The 15,892-nt window shown below is 64.3% G+C and carries 11 protein-coding genes; 7 read left to right on the forward strand and 4 right to left on the reverse strand.

Features of this window, described 5'->3' with window-relative positions; genetic code table 11:
* The first annotated feature begins 180 nt into the window (after window positions 1–180).
* The 4 genes from ADJ70_RS04405 to ADJ70_RS04420 all read left to right on the forward strand — a co-directional run bounded on the left by ADJ70_RS04405 (window position 181) and on the right by ADJ70_RS04420 (window position 9,193).
* Window positions 181–6,063 carry an MBG domain-containing protein gene (locus ADJ70_RS04405; RefSeq protein WP_157051399.1) on the forward strand — a complete coding sequence of 1,961 codons (5,883 nt, stop codon included), beginning with the start codon at window positions 181–183 and terminating at the stop codon, window positions 6,061–6,063.
* 179 nt (window positions 6,064–6,242) lie between these two features.
* Complete coding sequence (locus ADJ70_RS04410; RefSeq protein ID WP_172674442.1) at window positions 6,243–7,343, forward strand: Tat pathway signal sequence; 1,101 nt, start codon at window positions 6,243–6,245, stop codon at window positions 7,341–7,343.
* Between the two features lie 18 nt (window positions 7,344–7,361).
* Complete coding sequence (locus ADJ70_RS04415) at window positions 7,362–8,534, forward strand: ABC transporter permease (RefSeq protein ID WP_050343862.1); 1,173 nt, start codon at window positions 7,362–7,364, stop codon at window positions 8,532–8,534.
* Window positions 8,531–9,193 carry an ATP-binding cassette domain-containing protein gene (locus ADJ70_RS04420; RefSeq protein WP_216597315.1) on the forward strand — a complete coding sequence of 221 codons (663 nt, stop codon included), beginning with the start codon at window positions 8,531–8,533 and terminating at the stop codon, window positions 9,191–9,193. Before ADJ70_RS04415 ends, ADJ70_RS04420 begins: the two co-directional genes overlap by 4 nt.
* 3 nt (window positions 9,194–9,196) lie before the next feature.
* On the opposite strand, the gene ADJ70_RS04425 is transcribed toward ADJ70_RS04420, so the two are convergent.
* From ADJ70_RS04425 to ADJ70_RS04440, 4 genes are all read right to left on the reverse strand, one after another.
* Window positions 9,197–10,102, reverse strand: a complete 906-nt coding sequence (locus ADJ70_RS04425; RefSeq protein WP_050343864.1) for a putative ABC transporter permease — start codon at window positions 10,100–10,102, stop codon at window positions 9,197–9,199.
* Window positions 10,095–10,640 (reverse strand): HD domain-containing protein, encoded by a 546-nt coding sequence (locus ADJ70_RS04430; RefSeq protein ID WP_050343867.1) that lies wholly within the window; start codon window positions 10,638–10,640, stop codon window positions 10,095–10,097. The genes ADJ70_RS04425 and ADJ70_RS04430 overlap by 8 nt, the downstream gene beginning before the upstream one ends.
* A gap of 903 nt (window positions 10,641–11,543) precedes the next feature.
* Entirely contained in the window at window positions 11,544–12,317 is a 774-nt protein-coding gene (locus tag ADJ70_RS04435; protein WP_050343870.1) for a YdcF family protein, read from the reverse strand.
* A 35-nt stretch (window positions 12,318–12,352) separates the two neighbouring features.
* A complete protein-coding gene (locus ADJ70_RS04440; RefSeq protein ID WP_050343872.1) occupies window positions 12,353–13,564 on the reverse strand; it encodes an NADP-dependent isocitrate dehydrogenase in 1,212 nt (403 codons plus the stop codon).
* Between the two features lie 248 nt (window positions 13,565–13,812).
* Here ADJ70_RS04440 and ADJ70_RS04445 point away from each other — a divergent pair, with 248 nt between their 5' ends.
* From ADJ70_RS04445 to ADJ70_RS04455, 3 genes are all read left to right on the forward strand, one after another.
* A complete protein-coding gene (locus tag ADJ70_RS04445) occupies window positions 13,813–14,655 on the forward strand; it encodes a polymorphic toxin type 35 domain-containing protein (RefSeq protein WP_050343874.1) in 843 nt (280 codons plus the stop codon).
* A gap of 14 nt (window positions 14,656–14,669) precedes the next feature.
* Window positions 14,670–15,164 carry a hypothetical protein gene (locus ADJ70_RS04450; RefSeq protein WP_050343876.1) on the forward strand — a complete coding sequence of 165 codons (495 nt, stop codon included), beginning with the start codon at window positions 14,670–14,672 and terminating at the stop codon, window positions 15,162–15,164.
* Window positions 15,165–15,351: 187 nt separating this feature from the next.
* Entirely contained in the window at window positions 15,352–15,846 is a 495-nt protein-coding gene (locus ADJ70_RS04455; RefSeq protein WP_050343878.1) for a hypothetical protein, read from the forward strand.
* Window positions 15,847–15,892: the final 46 nt, after the last annotated feature.

Genomic DNA, 15,892 nt, shown 5'->3' on the forward strand with positions numbered 1-15,892 from the left:
GGTCTGGATGGCGCAGTCGGCGTAGCGCAAGGACAACCCTCGTCAGAGGAGAGCTTTCCTCAGGGGGAGACGGTTGGGGTCGTCTCCCCTTCGGCACCTGCTGATCCCTCAAAGCCTGATGAGGCGTGGGGCCAGGGGGCTGGCTCTGCATGGTGGGCCGGCGCGGCAGAGGATGGCTCAGTGGGAACATCCAGCAGTTCACGCGATGGCGCAACGAATGACCCATTAGGGGAGTCAGTCCCAGAGGAGTCTTACGCCGACGCGCTCGAGCGCTCTGTTGTCGAGGGAACTGATCTGCTCTCTGCAGCCTTGTCGTCGGCTCCTCATGATGCGAACAACCCCCATACGAAGGTAGAGGTGGGCAAGTACGCTCCCGGTACGTATACCGTGACGGCCAACCTGTTCATCCCCGCCTCAAGGAACCCGTTTAACGGTGCCATCCAAACGTACATGACGAACCCGGAAAACCCGCTCGGCATCGTCGAGCCGGACAACGGGGACCCTGGCGCGGTCACGGGCGGCGTGCCAACCTTCCATGTGGAGAAGAACGCGACGCTCACGGTGGGTGAGGACGACTCTCTGACGCTGACGGTTCCCATCCGCAATCCCGTGTTCACCTTGCAGGGCATCGGTAGCGGACAGGGCGCCGAGCTTGTGAGTGCGCATACGCGCGCCGGTGAGTACGGCCCGCGTGATGCCTCGGGCAAGGTGACGATCGTGGGCCATACGAGTCGTGTCGACTCTATCACCTTCAGGCTGTCTGATAGTGGCAAGACCACCGACGGCAGCGATGGGTACACCATTCAGAGGTGCAGTGAGTATCCCACCATCCTCAACCAGAACTGGCATGCTGACCTTGACCTAACGGTTGATCTTTCGAACGTGCCCGCCTCTCAGAAGTACGTCTCCGACCCGACGGTCGCACAGGATCTCACGTATAACGGTCACGAACAGCAGGGTGTGACGTTCGAGACGGACAAGTGCGATGTTATCTCCGGTGCGGCTACTGCCACCAATGCGGGAGACTACTCGCTCACCCTTAAGCCCAAGAACGGTCTCACGTGGCTCGATGGAACGACGGATGCTCGCTCACTCGATTGGAAGATTGCCGAGGCGCAGGGCGTCAAGGAGTACGAGACGGTCGCACCCTGCCCGGAGGATGCATCCAAGACGATCGCGGCGCAGCCCTCGGCCGATGCCGTCAATGCTGGTTTCCCCTACGAGGGGCTCATCGGGAGCCATGCCCCCGAGTCGTTGGGCATCACCAGCCAGACGTCTGATGCGTGGAACCCAGGAACCTTCGGGCATGCTCAACTCATGTCCGAGCCCCGCGTCCTCGAGCCGGGCACCTACACGGTAACGGCCAACATCTCGATGATGACCCCACTGGGGTTTCCGGGCTATACGACGAATCCCTTCAATCCCGAAGGCATTGGCGGTAAGGGTGGCATTCCGAACACTCCCGTGTCCAATAACGCTACATTGACGGTGGGTGCCGATGGATCGCGCATGCTCTCTCTCAACCTGGTCAATCCCGTCTTCACCGTGCAGAATGCGGAGAGTAGCAAGGGAGTGACCGTTGAGGCCACAGACAGGGTTCCCATTGAGCAGAAAGGTGATGACGAGGAATATAACAAGGCCGTTGCTGCCGATGGGATCACCTCGCGCATCGCACATATGACCCTCAGGTTAAATGACTGGAGTGGCAGCTATCACTTCGACAACTGGAAGGTGTATGCGACTACCCTTCGTACGTTCTTCCCGAATAACAAGTATCCGCAGATAAAATCCCTTGACTTGTCCGTCGATATAAGTCATGCGCAGAAGCAGGTGGAGGGTGATTACTTAAAGACCTTCACCGACAATGCGACGGGTGTGAGTGTCACGGTTTCAGCTGAAAAAGGTACCAGTGTAATTCCTCAGTTGGAAAAGGCGTCTCTTCAGGTCGAGAAGATCGAGTCTGGTATGGAGCACGACGGTGTCAAGCAGGCGTTGACGCAACTGTATGCCTCCGCACCTGGCTTTTCTCTCTACAGGGTTTTGCTTATCGCAGATGGAAAGCCTATCAGCCTTGATGACAAGACGTCTGCGGAGGTCTCAATTCCAGCTGCACGGCCAAACGCTGCTGTCTATTCCTTCAGGGCAGCATCGCTGAGTGCCGTTGAGTCCCGCATGTCTTCAGGCAAGATCTCATTCAAGCCATCGCAGCTCGGTAGTTTTGTAGTGGTCGATTCTCAAGGTGTAGCGAAGTTCTCGTGGTCTCATACAGTGCGAGATGCATCGACTGGTGCCTCGATGACCTATTCTACCGATGCGAGCGTGGAAGATACGCTCTTCGAATCCGCTTACGGTCCAGGGAAGGGCCTTGAGGCTCTTGAATGGTACGCTAGCTACATGGACGCGAGCGGGGTTTCGTCTTCGCAGGCGCCTAGTTCATTCGGTGAGAAGGCGCTTTCTGCCGCGAAGGAATCCGGCAGCGGAGGTTGGACCATTGCGGGTGCCTACGCCATGGGTATCTCCTATTCCATGGATGGCTCGGGTGTGCCCAATAACCTGTTTGATTCCCTTTCTCTTGGCTACACTTTCACTGCTGGTATCAATCCACTTTCAGCGATTGTGCCTGTAGCTAGCGGTAATGCCTCCGTGTACGCCGTCTATGGGACGGTTGGTGCGGGAGCGACAGGTGTTAAGAAACTTAGCGCACAAATAACCGATGGATACGCCAAGGTATCGCTCAACGATTCTGACGCGCAGATACCGGGGCTGAGTTCGATGCTCTTTCATGCTGCTGCGGGCGTAGGTGATTATACCGGCGCACCGCAGACGGCCGAAACACAGATCGCATATCTGATGGTGGTTGAGCCTTCGACTCAGAAAATTGCCGAGCCCTCCGTCGCCCGCGGGCTCGTCTACAGCGGCCGCGAGCAGGTCGGCGTCCCCGCGGGCGAGGGGTACGACGTCTCCGGCGGCGCGGCCGTCGCGGCGGGCGACTACGAGGCCACGGCCACGCCGAGGGACGGCTACGCCTGGGCCGACGGCTCCGTCGCGCCCAGGGCGTACCGCTGGTCCATCGCCAGGGCGCCCCTCACGGCCGCCTACGCCGGCGAGGAGGTCGCCGAGGGCGGGACCCCCGCCCTGAGGGTGTCCGTCTCCGGCTTCGTGGGCGGCGAGGGCGCCCGGACGGCGGCCGGCTACGTGGCCCCCACGGTGGCCGCCCCCTCGCCTTTGAGGGCGGGCTCCTACGAGCTGGCGCCCGCGGGCGGGGCGGCGGACAACTACGCGTTCTCCTACGTGGCCGGCACGCTCACGGTCCTGCCGCGCGACACGCCCAGGCCCGACCCGGGCCCCGCGCCCAGGCCCGGAGAGCTCGCCCCCGGCACCTACGCGCTGACGGCCAACCTGGCGATGCCCGGGCAGTACAACCCGGTGATCTCGGGGCTCACCGTCTACGCGAACAGCCCCAACAACCCCTTCGGCCCCACCATCGACGAGAACGACCCGGCCGAGGTGAGGAACGAGATACCCTCCTCGCCGCTCTCGATGAACGCGCGCCTCGTCGTCTCCGCCGACGGCGCCAGGACGCTCGTCCTGCCCGTCAGGAACCCCATCTTCACCACCCAGGAGCTGGGGACCTGCGAGGGGCTCGCGGACGTGCGCACCGAGCGCGTGAGGCCCACGGCCGCCGGCGGCGACTGGAGCGGCTCCTACAACAGGCGCCCGGACCGCATCCACATGATGTCGGCGCGCCTGCCGCTCGGGCCCGCCTCGGGCACGGCCGAGTTCGCCTTCAGGGGCAGCGTGCTCTACGCCGTCCCCCTCGACAGGGAGCTCAGGCCCTCGGGCGACGTCGCGCTGAGGCTCACGGTTGACTACTCGAGCCTGCGCAGGGACTCCGACAGCACCGAGCTGCCCGCGTTCGCCAAGGGCGACGCGCCCAGGCCCGACCCGAAGCCGGGGCCGCGCTCGGCGGCCGAGCCCTCCGTCGCCCGCGGGCTCGTCTACAGCGGCCGCGAGCAGGTCGGCGTCCCCGCGGGCGAGGGGTACGACGTCTCCGGCGGCGCGGCCGTCGCGGCGGGCGACTACGAGGCCACGGCCACGCCGAGGGACGGCTACGCCTGGGCCGACGGCTCCGTCGCGCCCAGGGCGTACCGCTGGTCCATCGCCAGGGCGCCCCTCACGGCCGCCTACGCCGGCGAGGAGGTCGCCGAGGGCGGGACCCCCGCCCTGAGGGTGTCCGTCTCCGGCTTCGTGGGCGGCGAGGGCGCCCGGACGGCGGCCGGCTACGTGGCCCCCACGGTGGCCGCCCCCTCGCCTTTGAGGGCGGGCTCCTACGAGCTGGCGCCCGCGGGCGGGGCGGCGGACAACTACGCGTTCTCCTACGTGGCCGGCACGCTCACGGTCCTGCCGCGCGACACGCCCAGGCCCGACCCGGGCCCCGCGCCCAGGCCCGGAGAGCTCGCCCCCGGCACCTACGCGCTGACGGCCAACCTGGCGATGCCCGGGCAGTACAACCCGGTGATCTCGGGGCTCACCGTCTACGCGAACAGCCCCAACAACCCCTTCGGCCCCACCATCGACGAGAACGACCCGGCCGAGGTGAGGAACGAGATACCCTCCTCGCCGCTCTCGATGAACGCGCGCCTCGTCGTCTCCGCCGACGGCGCCAGGACGCTCGTCCTGCCCGTCAGGAACCCCATCTTCACCACCCAGGAGCTGGGGACCTGCGAGGGGCTCGCGGACGTGCGCACCGAGCGCGTGAGGCCCACGGCCGCCGGCGGCGACTGGAGCGGCTCCTACAACAGGCGCCCGGACCGCATCCACATGATGTCGGCGCGCCTGCCGCTCGGGCCCGCCTCGGGCACGGCCGAGTTCGCCTTCAGGGGCAGCGTGCTCTACGCCGTCCCCCTCGACAGGGAGCTCAGGCCCTCGGGCGACGTCGCCCTGAGGCTCACGGTTGACTACTCGAGCCTGCGCAGGGACTCCGACAGCACCGAGCTGCCCGCGTTCGCCAAGGGCGACGCGCCCAGGCCCGACCCGAAGCCGGGGCCGGATAATCCGAACAAGCCAAACAACCCGAATAGCCCGACCCCTAATCCGAACAACCCGAATAACCCGACCCCGAGTCCGAACAACCCAAGCAACCCGAACCCCAGCCCGAACAACCCAAGTAACCCGATCCCAGTCCCGAACTCAGGGAAGGGCAGCGGCGGGGGCATATCCCCTAAGGACAGCGGGGACGCCATCAGGACGAGCAACGGGCACCTGGCTGCCGGTACCTACACGGTCTCTGCGAACATCTGGGTGAACAAGGCCACATCGGGCCTACCTCTGCAGCCCCACTTCACGAGTGCCGCGTTTCCACCGATGAACCCCGTGAGCAAGAACGCCACGCTTCGGGTGGAGTCTGACGGGCATGCGTACGTGACGGTGCCCATCGTCATCCAGTCGCGTGTCATGCACGTGCTGAGCCTTACGGGCCTGGACATCGTGAGACAGTCCTATTCGGGCGAGGGTCTCTCGAGCATCACCGTCGATCTGGGCGTGCTCAGGAACACGGACACCATCACCAAGAACGTCACGGCGCGCATCCGCCTGGGGTCGCTTGCCAAGACCATCATAGGCGGCAACGAGAACCGCACCTGGGCCTGCACGTTCCAGGTGGTGTTCAACGGCACCTCTGCCAGCGGTGGTGGCACCATTCCCAAGGCGGCTCAGGACATCATCAACGCACAGGGGAAGGACGGACGTGCCGCGAACTCCGACGAGAGGGCCCGAAGTGCGGCTGATGCCGCCATGGCCGCCCTTGATGCCGACGATGGCGGCGCTGCAGGCGAAGACGCTCCTGCGGCCGGCTCCTCTAGCGCCCAGACGACTCGGGGGCGCTCCAAGGGCACGGCCGAGCAGGCGGCGCAAGCTGCCGAGCAGCTCGCCCAAGGTAATGCGGGCTTGGTAGCTGGCATGGTGGCGCTGGGCATAGTCGCGCTTGGTGCGGTCGCGTATGCGCTGCATCTGAGGCGCAGGCTGAAGGGCATGGGTTCGCCGCCTCCGTCTGGCGAGGCGTGACGTCTTCAAGTGAGGTTGTCGAGCTCAGGTGAGATGTGTGACCCTCGGCGCAGCGCCGCGCCGAGGGGTCCTGCGCGCGAAGGCATCTTGGGGCCGTCAGGCCGTTTGATCCGAGTGACGGGACGTCTGCGTGCTACGCAGGCAGTGACAAGAGGCGCATTGGCTCGAAAGGGGATCATATGCGAAGAGTGTTCACGAGGCGCGCATTCGTCCGGTTGGGCAGCGCGGTTGCAGCGTCGCTTGGGCTTGCCATGGCCGGCTGCTCCGCACCGCAGGGCGCCCAGCCGCAGGACCGGTCCGTCTCGGCCGGTTTTACCACCCAGCCCGAGGATCGCGATCCGATGGGCAGCGCAGAGTCCACGACGGTGTGCGTGGGACTCATCATGGGGCCGCCCTCAATGGGACTGACTCAGTTCCTGCTTGCGGCGAGAAATGGGCGCACGACGAACGATTTCCAGTTCACCTTTAACGGTGTGGACTACATCGGGCTGTCGGCGGCGCTGAACAACGGTGACTACGACGTTGCCACGCTGCCGTCCAACATCGGGCCCATCCTGTACAACAACAAGGAGCTTCACAACCAGTACGAGGTCATCAGCATCAACAACCTGGGCGTGCTCTACGTTATGACCACCGATGAGTCCATCAGGGCGCTCTCTGACCTTGCCGGTCGCCACGTGTACAGCTACGGTGAGGGCGGTACCCCCGAATACACCATTGAGGCGCTGCTGAGGAAGGCCAAGCTGGCCGATAGCTTCCAGCTTGAGTTCAAGTCATCGCCCTTCGAGGTGCTCAACCTCATGCAGAGCGAGAAGAACTGCGTGGCCATCCTGCCGCAGCCCTTCGTGTCGCTCTCGAAGCTCATGGTCGATCCCCTATACACTCCGGTGAACATTACTGAGGAGTGGGACAAGGCCTTCTCCGACACGGGTAGCCAGGCCGTGACCACTACGACGATCGTGAACAAGGCATTTCTGGAGGCTCACGAGCAGGCCATCATCGAGTACTTGAGGATGGCGGGCAAGTCCGTGGACTGGAGCCTCTCGCATATGGAGGAGGCCTCAGCCCTCCAAGAAGAGCTGGGCACCTTCTTGAACAATGCCGTTGCCTTGGATGCCATGCCCCAGATCAGCATGGTGAACCTCACGGGCGTGAAGATGCGAACGGCGCTCTCCGGCTTCATCGACGAGTTATATGCGGCCAACCCCGACTCGGTGGGCGGGGCCATCCCCGCCGAGGACTTCTACTACCTGCCTCCGGCGGGCGCATTGGGCAGCTAGACCATGGGAAATACTCGTATGGGGCAAAGGGGTCCCCTTGCCTTGTTGCGCGAGGCGCTCAGGCACAGCTCGGATGTGCAGGGACAGGCTAGCTTAGGCTCTGCCCATGCCTCTCGCGTACAGCTCGCCCAGATGGCCGGCGTCTTGGGGCTTCCGGAGGAGCGCGTGGCGCAGATGGCTGCCCTCGTGAGGGACAGCGACATCGATGACGCGCAGCTGGGTAGCCTGATGAGGATGGTCACCTCTAAGGGGCTCTCCTGTGAGCAGGTCATGGCCCTGCTCTTGTCTCTGGGCGTCGGACGGGTACGTGCGGTGCGCATCCTGCAGGCACAGGGGATCATGGGCGATAAGGAGGCTCAGCGCATCCTTAACGAGGAGCGCCGCGCGGCGCAGGAACAGGCTGCTGATGACCGTCGCGGAGCCTGGCGCGGCAGGCTGGCAAAAGGCGCCATCATCGCGTTCTGGCTCGTGGTGTGGCAGCTCGTAGACACCCTCGTGGACAACCGCCTCATCCTGACCGGTCCTGTTCGCACCCTGCAGGCATTGGGCGAGCAGGCGACGAAAGCTGGCTTCTGGGTCATTTGCGGCGCGTCGTTCGGACGCATTGCCCTGGGCTTTCTCCTGTCATTCTCGGTCGGCATCTGCCTGGCGCTCCTGTCGTACCGCGTGCACCTCGTGCGCGCCTTCGTGGAGCCCATCGTCTCTCTTCTGCGCACCATCCCGGTGGTCACCTTCATCATCATGCTGCTCATCTGGGTTGGCAACCAGGCACTGACCATCTACCTGTCGTTTCTCATCGTGCTACCGCTCATCTACACGAACATGCTCGCTGGCTTCGAGAGCGTGGACACGCAGATGCTCGAGATGGCGCGCGTCTTTCGCCTGTCTCGCTGGCGCACCTTCATGTACGTGTACCGTCCGGCGTTCATGCCGTTTCTCTCGAGCAGCTGCAAGATATCCCTTGGTATGAGCTGGAAGAGTGGCATCATGGCCGAGGTGCTGGCCACGCCCAAGCCATCTATCGGCAAGGAGATGAGCCAGGCGCGCACGTACCTGGACACGCCGAGTCTGTTCGCGTGGACGGTGGTCGTGATGGTCTTGAGTTGGCTGTTCGAGAAGGCGTTCATGGCGCTGCTCAAGAGGGTAGGGCGTCCTTTGGGAGGCCTTCTGGGGAAGGATGATGATAGGTGAGCGAGGGGGGCGCGTGCGTTCGCATGGAGGGGCTCTGCAAGTCCTATGGGGACCTGCGGGTGTTGAGCCACGTGAGCGTCCGTCTTAAGGAGGGGGGCATCTACTGCCTGATGGGTCCCTCGGGCGCGGGCAAGACCACGCTTCTGCGCGTGCTAGTGGGGCTCGAGTCTCCTGATGAGGGTGACGTCGTGGGCCTGGAAGCTGGTGAGGCCTCGGTGATGTTTCAGGAGGATCGCCTGTGCGAGGCACTTACGCCGGTTGATAATGTGGCACTCGTGATGCCGCCTCGGGCGAGCCGCCGCTCGATCCGGGAGCTGTTGGAGGAGATACTTCCCGCAGACTGCATGGGAAGACCAGCCCTGCAGCTTTCGGGCGGCATGCGTCGTCGCGTGTCGCTGGCGCGGGCCGTTGCCTATCCCAGCAGGCTCATCGTGCTGGACGAGCCCTTTACCGGACTCGACGAGGCCACCAAGGGGGTGGTCGTGCGCTTCTTGCTGAGGCATCGCAAGGGACGCACCTTGCTGGTATCCACCCATGGCGAGGACGACGTTGGCCTGCTGGGCGCACGCAAGCTCATGTTGTCCGACATATCTGCGACGCCTGCTCCCGTCCTTCAGCTAGGGTCACATGGACGGGACGGTAACGATGGCCGCGTCTGATACCTATCTGCGAACGCCGCGCAGGGCCTTCTGCAGGGAGGAGCGATGCTCCTCGAGCGCCCCGCGCCAGTTGGTTGGGCGCATGTTGGGGAAGGCCCGCATGAGCCGCCGCTCCTGAGAGCTGAGCGTGGCCGAGAAGCTCTTGGCCATCTCGTCGAGGGTCGGCAACTGCGGCAGCGTGGGAAGGCCGCTCATGCCAGGTAGTGCGGACACGGCCCTTCGTGCCTCGCGTACCTTGCGCGTCGTCGCCTCGAGCTGCGCGCGAAGTGAGAGGTTGATCACACTGTCCCAGTTGGCTATGTTTGCGAGCTCGGGGCGTGCGGGCAAGGACTCGCGCAGCCTCGCCAGGCGTCTGCCCGTCTCGACGCGAAGGCCGTCCATCTTGCTTTTCAACCCCGCCACACCGACGTGGGTCACGATGAGGTCGGTAAAGAACACGACGGCACTCACCAGCGCAAACAGCACAAGGGTGAGTGGGGCGACTGACTCCACGAGACTCAGCATCACAGGTTGTGCCACCCGCACGACCGCGACGATGCCCACGCCAAACTCCACGAAGCCACCTGCCCAGACGCGACCATTGAGGTTGAGCGGCCTGCTCGAGTAGTCCCACCATCGTGCATGGTAGAGCCTCTCCATACCGTAGGAGGTCACATACTCGAGGACACAGCCCAGAAGGCCACCCAGTACGAAGATCGTGAGCGTCCCCTTGAGCTTTTCCAGAAGCAGCACGGCGATCATCGAGCCCGTCCCGTAGATGGGGATGTAGGGACCGTTTAGAAAGCCACGATTGATGAAGCGCCGGGCGGGGATCGAGCAGTAGGCGCTCTCGATCACCCAGCCGCAGACGCTGTAGAGGAAGAACATCGTCCAAAGGGCGGCGAGCGCGGGGGCTGCCGCGCTAGGCATGGGTGCGCTCGCCGCCTCTTGACGCGATGCTGGCTCGCCTCAGGAGATGCCTGTGCACGAAACCTCCGATCGTCTCTCGCGTCGCCACATACTTGTCCACCACGCACAGGATCCAACCCTCACGGGACGAGGGCGGTATCGGTGTCAGGGGAAACATGTGACGTGCGATCATGTTCTGCTCGAGCCTGTCTACGCCAAAGTCGCGGACAGCGTTGGCGCGTGCGAAACCGGGATGGCGAAAGCCATGGAAGCGGTGGCTGGGGTCGGGCACGTGCCAGTCGTAGAGGAAGTAATCGTGCAAAAGCATGCCCCTCAGGAAAGCTCGCTCGTTCACCGGAATGCGCAGGCGCTGTGCGAGCGCGCATCCTGCGAGGGTGACGGACAGCGAGTGCTCGGCGACCGAGGTCGTCCCATGTTGCATGCAGCGACGCTCTATGTCCATGCCCTCTGATGCGAGGATGTCCGCGCAGTGGCGGCTCAGCAGCTCGAAGGGAGGTATCTTGCTGCTGATGGGGCGGCGTGTGACGTTGGCAGGCATGGGATCAGTGTCCTCTCTCGACGAACAGACAGCTCATTTTAGGTCTTGTCAGGCCATGACGCAAGCTTGGGCGTATCCTGTAGCCAAATACGACGTTAAGGTAGCTCTTCAGGGGTCCGTGTGGGTTGACGCCTTGGCGAAGATGCCAACCTGGCAGCGGTGCCACTCGCTCAGAGCCTGTCTTCCCGACCAAGCGAGAGGGGCAAGCGAGGGGGCGCCGCCGGCACGCCATGGTGGTTGAGGCGCTCGTGCCACCTGACGCAGATCGAGTCGCGACTCGTATCGCGACTCGCGTCGCAACTCACGTCGCAACAGTGTACACAAATGCCCCAAAACGGCGCGGAGAGGCTCGATCCTCTCATTTGTGTACACTATTGCGATCCCAAGGCCACTCACAACCCAAGCCCACAGCGCAACAGTGTACACAAATGCCCCAAAACGGCGCGGAGAGGCTCGATCCTCTCATTTGTGTACACTATTGCGATCCCAAGGCCACTCACAACCCAAGCCCACAGCGCAACAGTGTACACAAGTGCCCCGAAACGGCGCCGAGAGGCCATTTTAGCCAATCTGTGTACACTCCTGCGTCACCGCCCTGGCGGTGACGCCCACGCCGCCCTAGCGGTGACGCAACCACCTACCCACACGAACTCACGAAGCCTCGTTAAGGTGTTACGTTTTGCGGGTAGGCTAGGTGCCATGGCTGCCACGCTACCGTTCGGTGTCACCTGCCTTTTTGATGGCCTCTGAGCTGCGCTGTACACGCCCTGTCTCATGGCCGTGCCACTCGATGCCACCGAGTGGCACGCGGACCGCACACTCGGCGCCACCGAGTGGCACAGCCAAGCCTCGAAAACGTCACGCCAAAGCCGCAGGACGCAACGCCTTGCCTGCCGAGGAGCGTCACAGCCTGCCGAGAAGCGCGTCTTTCGCGACGCCCAGACACTCGCGCAGGAGGTTGTTGGGCACATACCATGGGTCCATGCTACCGCTGATGCCGGTGGCGCCTGGCATGCCGAGCCTCTGGGCTATTCGCGTCGCGCGAAAGACGTGGAAGTTATTGGTCACGACGCCCACGCGTAGCTGGGAGACGTCTGTGCCGCTGTCCTGCTCCATCTTCTCCTTCGAGAGGGCGAGGTTCTGCATCGTCGAGGTGGACGCCCCCTCTCGGACGATGCGCTCTGGTGGGATGCCCTGCCGCTCGAGGTAGGTGGCCATGCACTCGGCCTCGGTGATGGGTTCGTTGGGACCGCGCCCGCCCGAGACCACCACCTTGCAGCCCTCGTGCCCCTTGAGGTAGGAGAGTGCGGCGTCCAGGCGAAACCGCAGCACGACCGAGGGCTCCTTGTTGCCGTAGACCTGCGCTCCCAGGACAACGAGGTAGTCAAGGTCGTCGGGGGCCTCATTGGGATCGCAGGTGGCGGCGACGCCCATGAGGAAGATCGAGAGCGAGACCACACCCGCAAGGGCCACGAGCGAGGCGATGCCGATGCCTCTGGCAAGCGCCGCCGGCAGGTGCTGCCAGAGGCCCAGACGCATGGCGATGCCTGCGGCGACGGCAGCCGCACCCATGAGGTACCACAGCGCGAAGAAGGCGGTGCCCGACCAGACGAGCATGATGCTCACGCCATAGAGGATGCAGGCGGCGCCGCATATGATGAGGCTGATGGCAAGCATGGCAGCAGGTCTTCCCTCGACTTGGGTCGTTCCGCTTAGGGACGCAGGTGCTCGGCGACGGCGAGGATGAACTGCTCCGTGTCGAGTGTCTGGGGCTTGGGAAACGTCGTGATCCGCGCGAGGTCGCCTGTCATCTGCCCCGACTCGATCGTGTCGATGGTGGCCTTCTCCAGGCGATCCGCGAAGGAGGCAAGCTCGGGCGTGTCGTCCAGCTCGCCGCGCTTGCGAAGCGCCCCCGACCAAGCGAAGATCGTGGCCACGGAGTTCGTGGAGGTTCTCTCTCCCTTGAGGTGGCGGTAGTAGTGACGCTGCACGGTGCCGTGCGCCGCCTCGTACTCGAAGTGGCCCTGCGGGGAGACGAGCACGGAGGTCATCATCGCGAGCGAGCCGAAGGCTGCAGAGAGCATGTCGCTCATCACGTCCCCGTCGTAGTTCTTGCACGCCCAGACGAAGCCGCCCTCGGAGCGCATCACGCGCGCCACGGCGTCATCGATGAGGGTGTAAAAGTACTCGATGCCAGCCGCCTCGAAGCGCTCCTTGTAACTGGCCTCGAAGAGGTCGGCAAAGATGTCCTTGAAGCGGTGGTCGTAGGTCTTGGAGATGGTGTCCTTGGTCGCAAACCAAAGGTCCTGCCTGGTTGCGAGCGCGTACTCGAGGCAGCTTGTCGCGAAGCTCTCGATGGAGGCGTCCAGGTTGTGCATGCCTTGGATGACGCCGGGAGACGTGAACTCGTGGATGAGCTCCCTGCGCTCTGTGCCATCCGCCGACGTGAGGACGAGCTCGGCCCTGCCGGCACCCGGAACGCGTATCTCGACGTTCCTGTAGACGTCGCCGTAGGCGTGGCGGGCGATGGTGATGGGACGCTTCCAGGAGCGAACCTGTGGCTCGATGCCACGCACCACGATGGGGGTGCGAAACACGGTGCCGTCGAGCAGGGCGCGAATGGTGCCGTTGGGACTCTTCCACATCTGTTTGAGGCCGTACTCCTCGACGCGCTGGGCGTTGGGGGTGATGGTTGCGCACTTGACGGCCACGCCGAGGCGCCTCGTCGCCTCGGCGGCGTTGACGGTCACCTCGTCATCCGTCTCGTCACGATGCCTGAGCCCCAGGTCAAAGTACTCGCTTTTCAGTTCCACGAAGGGACAGATGAGGTCATCCTTGACCATCTGCCAGATGATGCGGGTCATCTCGTCGCCGTCCATCTCGACGAGGGGGGTCCGCATCCGGATCTTCTTGGGCTCTGCCATGGCTTCCTCCCGGGTGGTCATCTAGGGCCTGCTCCTTGCTGTGGTCGGCGTCCCATTATACAGGGTGTAGGTGCGAGATGTCGGGGCGCGTGGATGCGCGAGAGGGGCTGTGCTTGGGGCATCGCTTCCCGCTTGCGTGCGCCGTACTGCGGCCCTTGGTAACGATCCTGTTTCCTCTGCTGCCGCAGCGGCAGCAGAGGACTATGATGGCGGGGCACGCGACAGGACAGCCGATAGGAGGATATGTCATGACGAACAAGTGGTTCAGACGGTTCATGAGCGCGTTTCTCGCGCTCGCGCTCGCGCTCAACCCGATAGACACGCGGGCTTTCGCGACAAGGGCGCTCGCCACGGCCCCGGAGTCCGCCGGGATAAACGACATGCAGAGGAAGGCCACGCCCGGCCTCGGGGCCTTGGGCAGGGGTATCGCTGGCGCGATTGGCGGCCTGCTCGGTGCCCTGGGCGAGGCGGCCGTAGAGGAGGGCACCGAGCACGTCGGTGAGGCCGTCGAGGGTGCAGGAGAGACCGTCGAGGGTGCAGGGGAGACCGTCGGTGAGGCAGCCGAGCATGTCGGAGAGGCCGCCAAGGGCGCCGAGGAGGCCATCAAGGGCGCGGTAGAAGGTGGCGCCACCGCCGCCGAGGAGGGCACCACCGCTGCGGAGGGAGCCGCCGAGCAGGGTGCCGCCACCGCCGAGGAGGGCACCGCCGCTTCGGAGGAGGCCGGGCAGAAGACCGCCGAGGAGGCTCAGGAGCAGGCCGCACGCGAGTTCATCGAGAGGTTCAACGCGTCAGGCGAGAAGGCTCTCGACCGTCTGCATGGGGCTCAGGCTGATCACATACTTCATAGTAATCTGCATCCGGAGGAGCATGACTGGAAGCAGTTGTTTGATGGTCAGGAGCCTACCTGGGAGCAGGTCAAATCTCTCCTGAAGAAAGCCATAAGGGAAGGTCAGGAAAGTGTCCATGAAGATAGGCTGAGCCAGTTCGAGAGGTCTATCGAATACAACGGCCGCAGGGTGTTCGTACGATTCGTAAAGGGTGCAGACGGTCTAGTTGAGCATATCAGTACTGGGTACTTCAAGGGAGAGTGAGCTGGAGGTACGCGATGACGCTGGACTTCGAGAACTTCTCCGTCGAGATAGACGCCGAGGCGACCCACAGGGCATACGAGAGTCTGCCCCGGACGGGCGAGAAGTGCGGCTGTGCCGGCTGCCGCAATTTCACCCTCGCCATAGGCGACGCGCTGGGCGAGGGCGGCAGGCGCTTCTTCACCTCGGTGGGCATCGATGACCCTGCCAAGGCGACCGAGTCGTACGTGAACTTTGCCCAAAAGGATGAGACGCTCTGCTACGGGGGGTGGTACCACCTCTGCGGCAGGATCGAGCGCCGGGTCGAGGCTGTCCCCGACGTGACTGCGGCGGAGTGGGGAGAGGCTAGGCTGCTCCACGTCAGCAGCCTCCTGTATGTCTTCTTCCGTGACGGGGATAGCATCATCGGGAGGGAGGCCGCCTTCGGGGACGCCGCCATCGTCCAGATGGAGTTCGTCGCGGAGGCGGTACCGTGGGTCATGGACGGGCCCAACCCCTACCTGGATGAGTAGGAGCGGACTTCCGGCCGCAGCCCGCGCCCCCCGCACAGAGGGGCGCGGGCGGGGACGGCATCTACCTGCGTCGTTACTCCCAACCCGGCCTCGACGGCTTCCCCTACGAGGACAGGGAGAGGCTCGTCATCGAGTGGCGCGGGTGCCGGGTCGCCGGCGGACGGTGGCGTCAGGAGGAAATCGCGCGATGACGCTGAACTTCGATAACTACGACGTCGACATAGACGTCGAGGCGACCCGCAGGGCGCACTCCAGGCTACCCCGTACCAGCGAGAAGTGCGGCTGTGCCGGCTGCCGCAACTTCACCCTCGCCATAGGCGACGCGCTGGGCGAGGGCGGCAGGCGCTTCCTCGCCTCGGTGGGCATCGACGACCTTGCCAAGGCGACCGAGTCGTACGTGAACTTCGTCCAAAGGGACGGGACGCTCTGCTACGGGGGGTGGTGCCACCTCTGCGGCCGGATCAGGCGCAGGTTCGAGGCCGTCCCCGACGCGACCTCAGCGGAGTGGGGGGAGGCCAGGGAGCGCCGCGTGGGCGAGCGCGCGCACATCAGCTTCGTGGACGGGCGCAAAATCATCGGGAGGGAGGCCGCCTTCGGGGACGCCGCCATCGTCCAGATGGAGTTCGTCGCGTGGGGGGTGCCGTGGGTCCTGGACGAGCCCAACCCCTACCCGGACGAGTAGGAGCGGACTTCCGGCCGCAGCCCGCGCCCCCCGCACAGAGGGGCGC

This window comes from Olsenella sp. oral taxon 807 (assembly GCF_001189515.2).
In the GTDB taxonomy this organism is placed as follows: domain Bacteria; phylum Actinomycetota; class Coriobacteriia; order Coriobacteriales; family Atopobiaceae; genus Olsenella_F.

Bases quoted from the DNA above. Each gene is read 5' to 3' on its own strand.
- ADJ70_RS04410 (WP_172674442.1), top strand. From the start codon at position 6,243: ATGCGAAGAGTGTTCACGAGGCGCGCATTCGTCCGGTTGGGCAGCGCG.
- ADJ70_RS04415 (WP_050343862.1), top strand. From the start codon at position 7,362: ATGGGGCAAAGGGGTCCCCTTGCCTTGTTGCGCGAGGCGCTCAGGCAC.
- ADJ70_RS04425 (WP_050343864.1), bottom strand. From the start codon at position 10,102: ATGCCTAGCGCGGCAGCCCCCGCGCTCGCCGCCCTTTGGACGATGTTC.
- ADJ70_RS04430 (WP_050343867.1), bottom strand. From the start codon at position 10,640: ATGCCTGCCAACGTCACACGCCGCCCCATCAGCAGCAAGATACCTCCC.
- ADJ70_RS04435 (WP_050343870.1), bottom strand. From the start codon at position 12,317: ATGCTTGCCATCAGCCTCATCATATGCGGCGCCGCCTGCATCCTCTAT.
- ADJ70_RS04440 (WP_050343872.1), bottom strand. From the start codon at position 13,564: ATGGCAGAGCCCAAGAAGATCCGGATGCGGACCCCCCTCGTCGAGATG.
- ADJ70_RS04445 (WP_050343874.1), top strand. From the start codon at position 13,813: ATGACGAACAAGTGGTTCAGACGGTTCATGAGCGCGTTTCTCGCGCTC.
- ADJ70_RS04450 (WP_050343876.1), top strand. From the start codon at position 14,670: ATGACGCTGGACTTCGAGAACTTCTCCGTCGAGATAGACGCCGAGGCG.
- ADJ70_RS04455 (WP_050343878.1), top strand. From the start codon at position 15,352: ATGACGCTGAACTTCGATAACTACGACGTCGACATAGACGTCGAGGCG.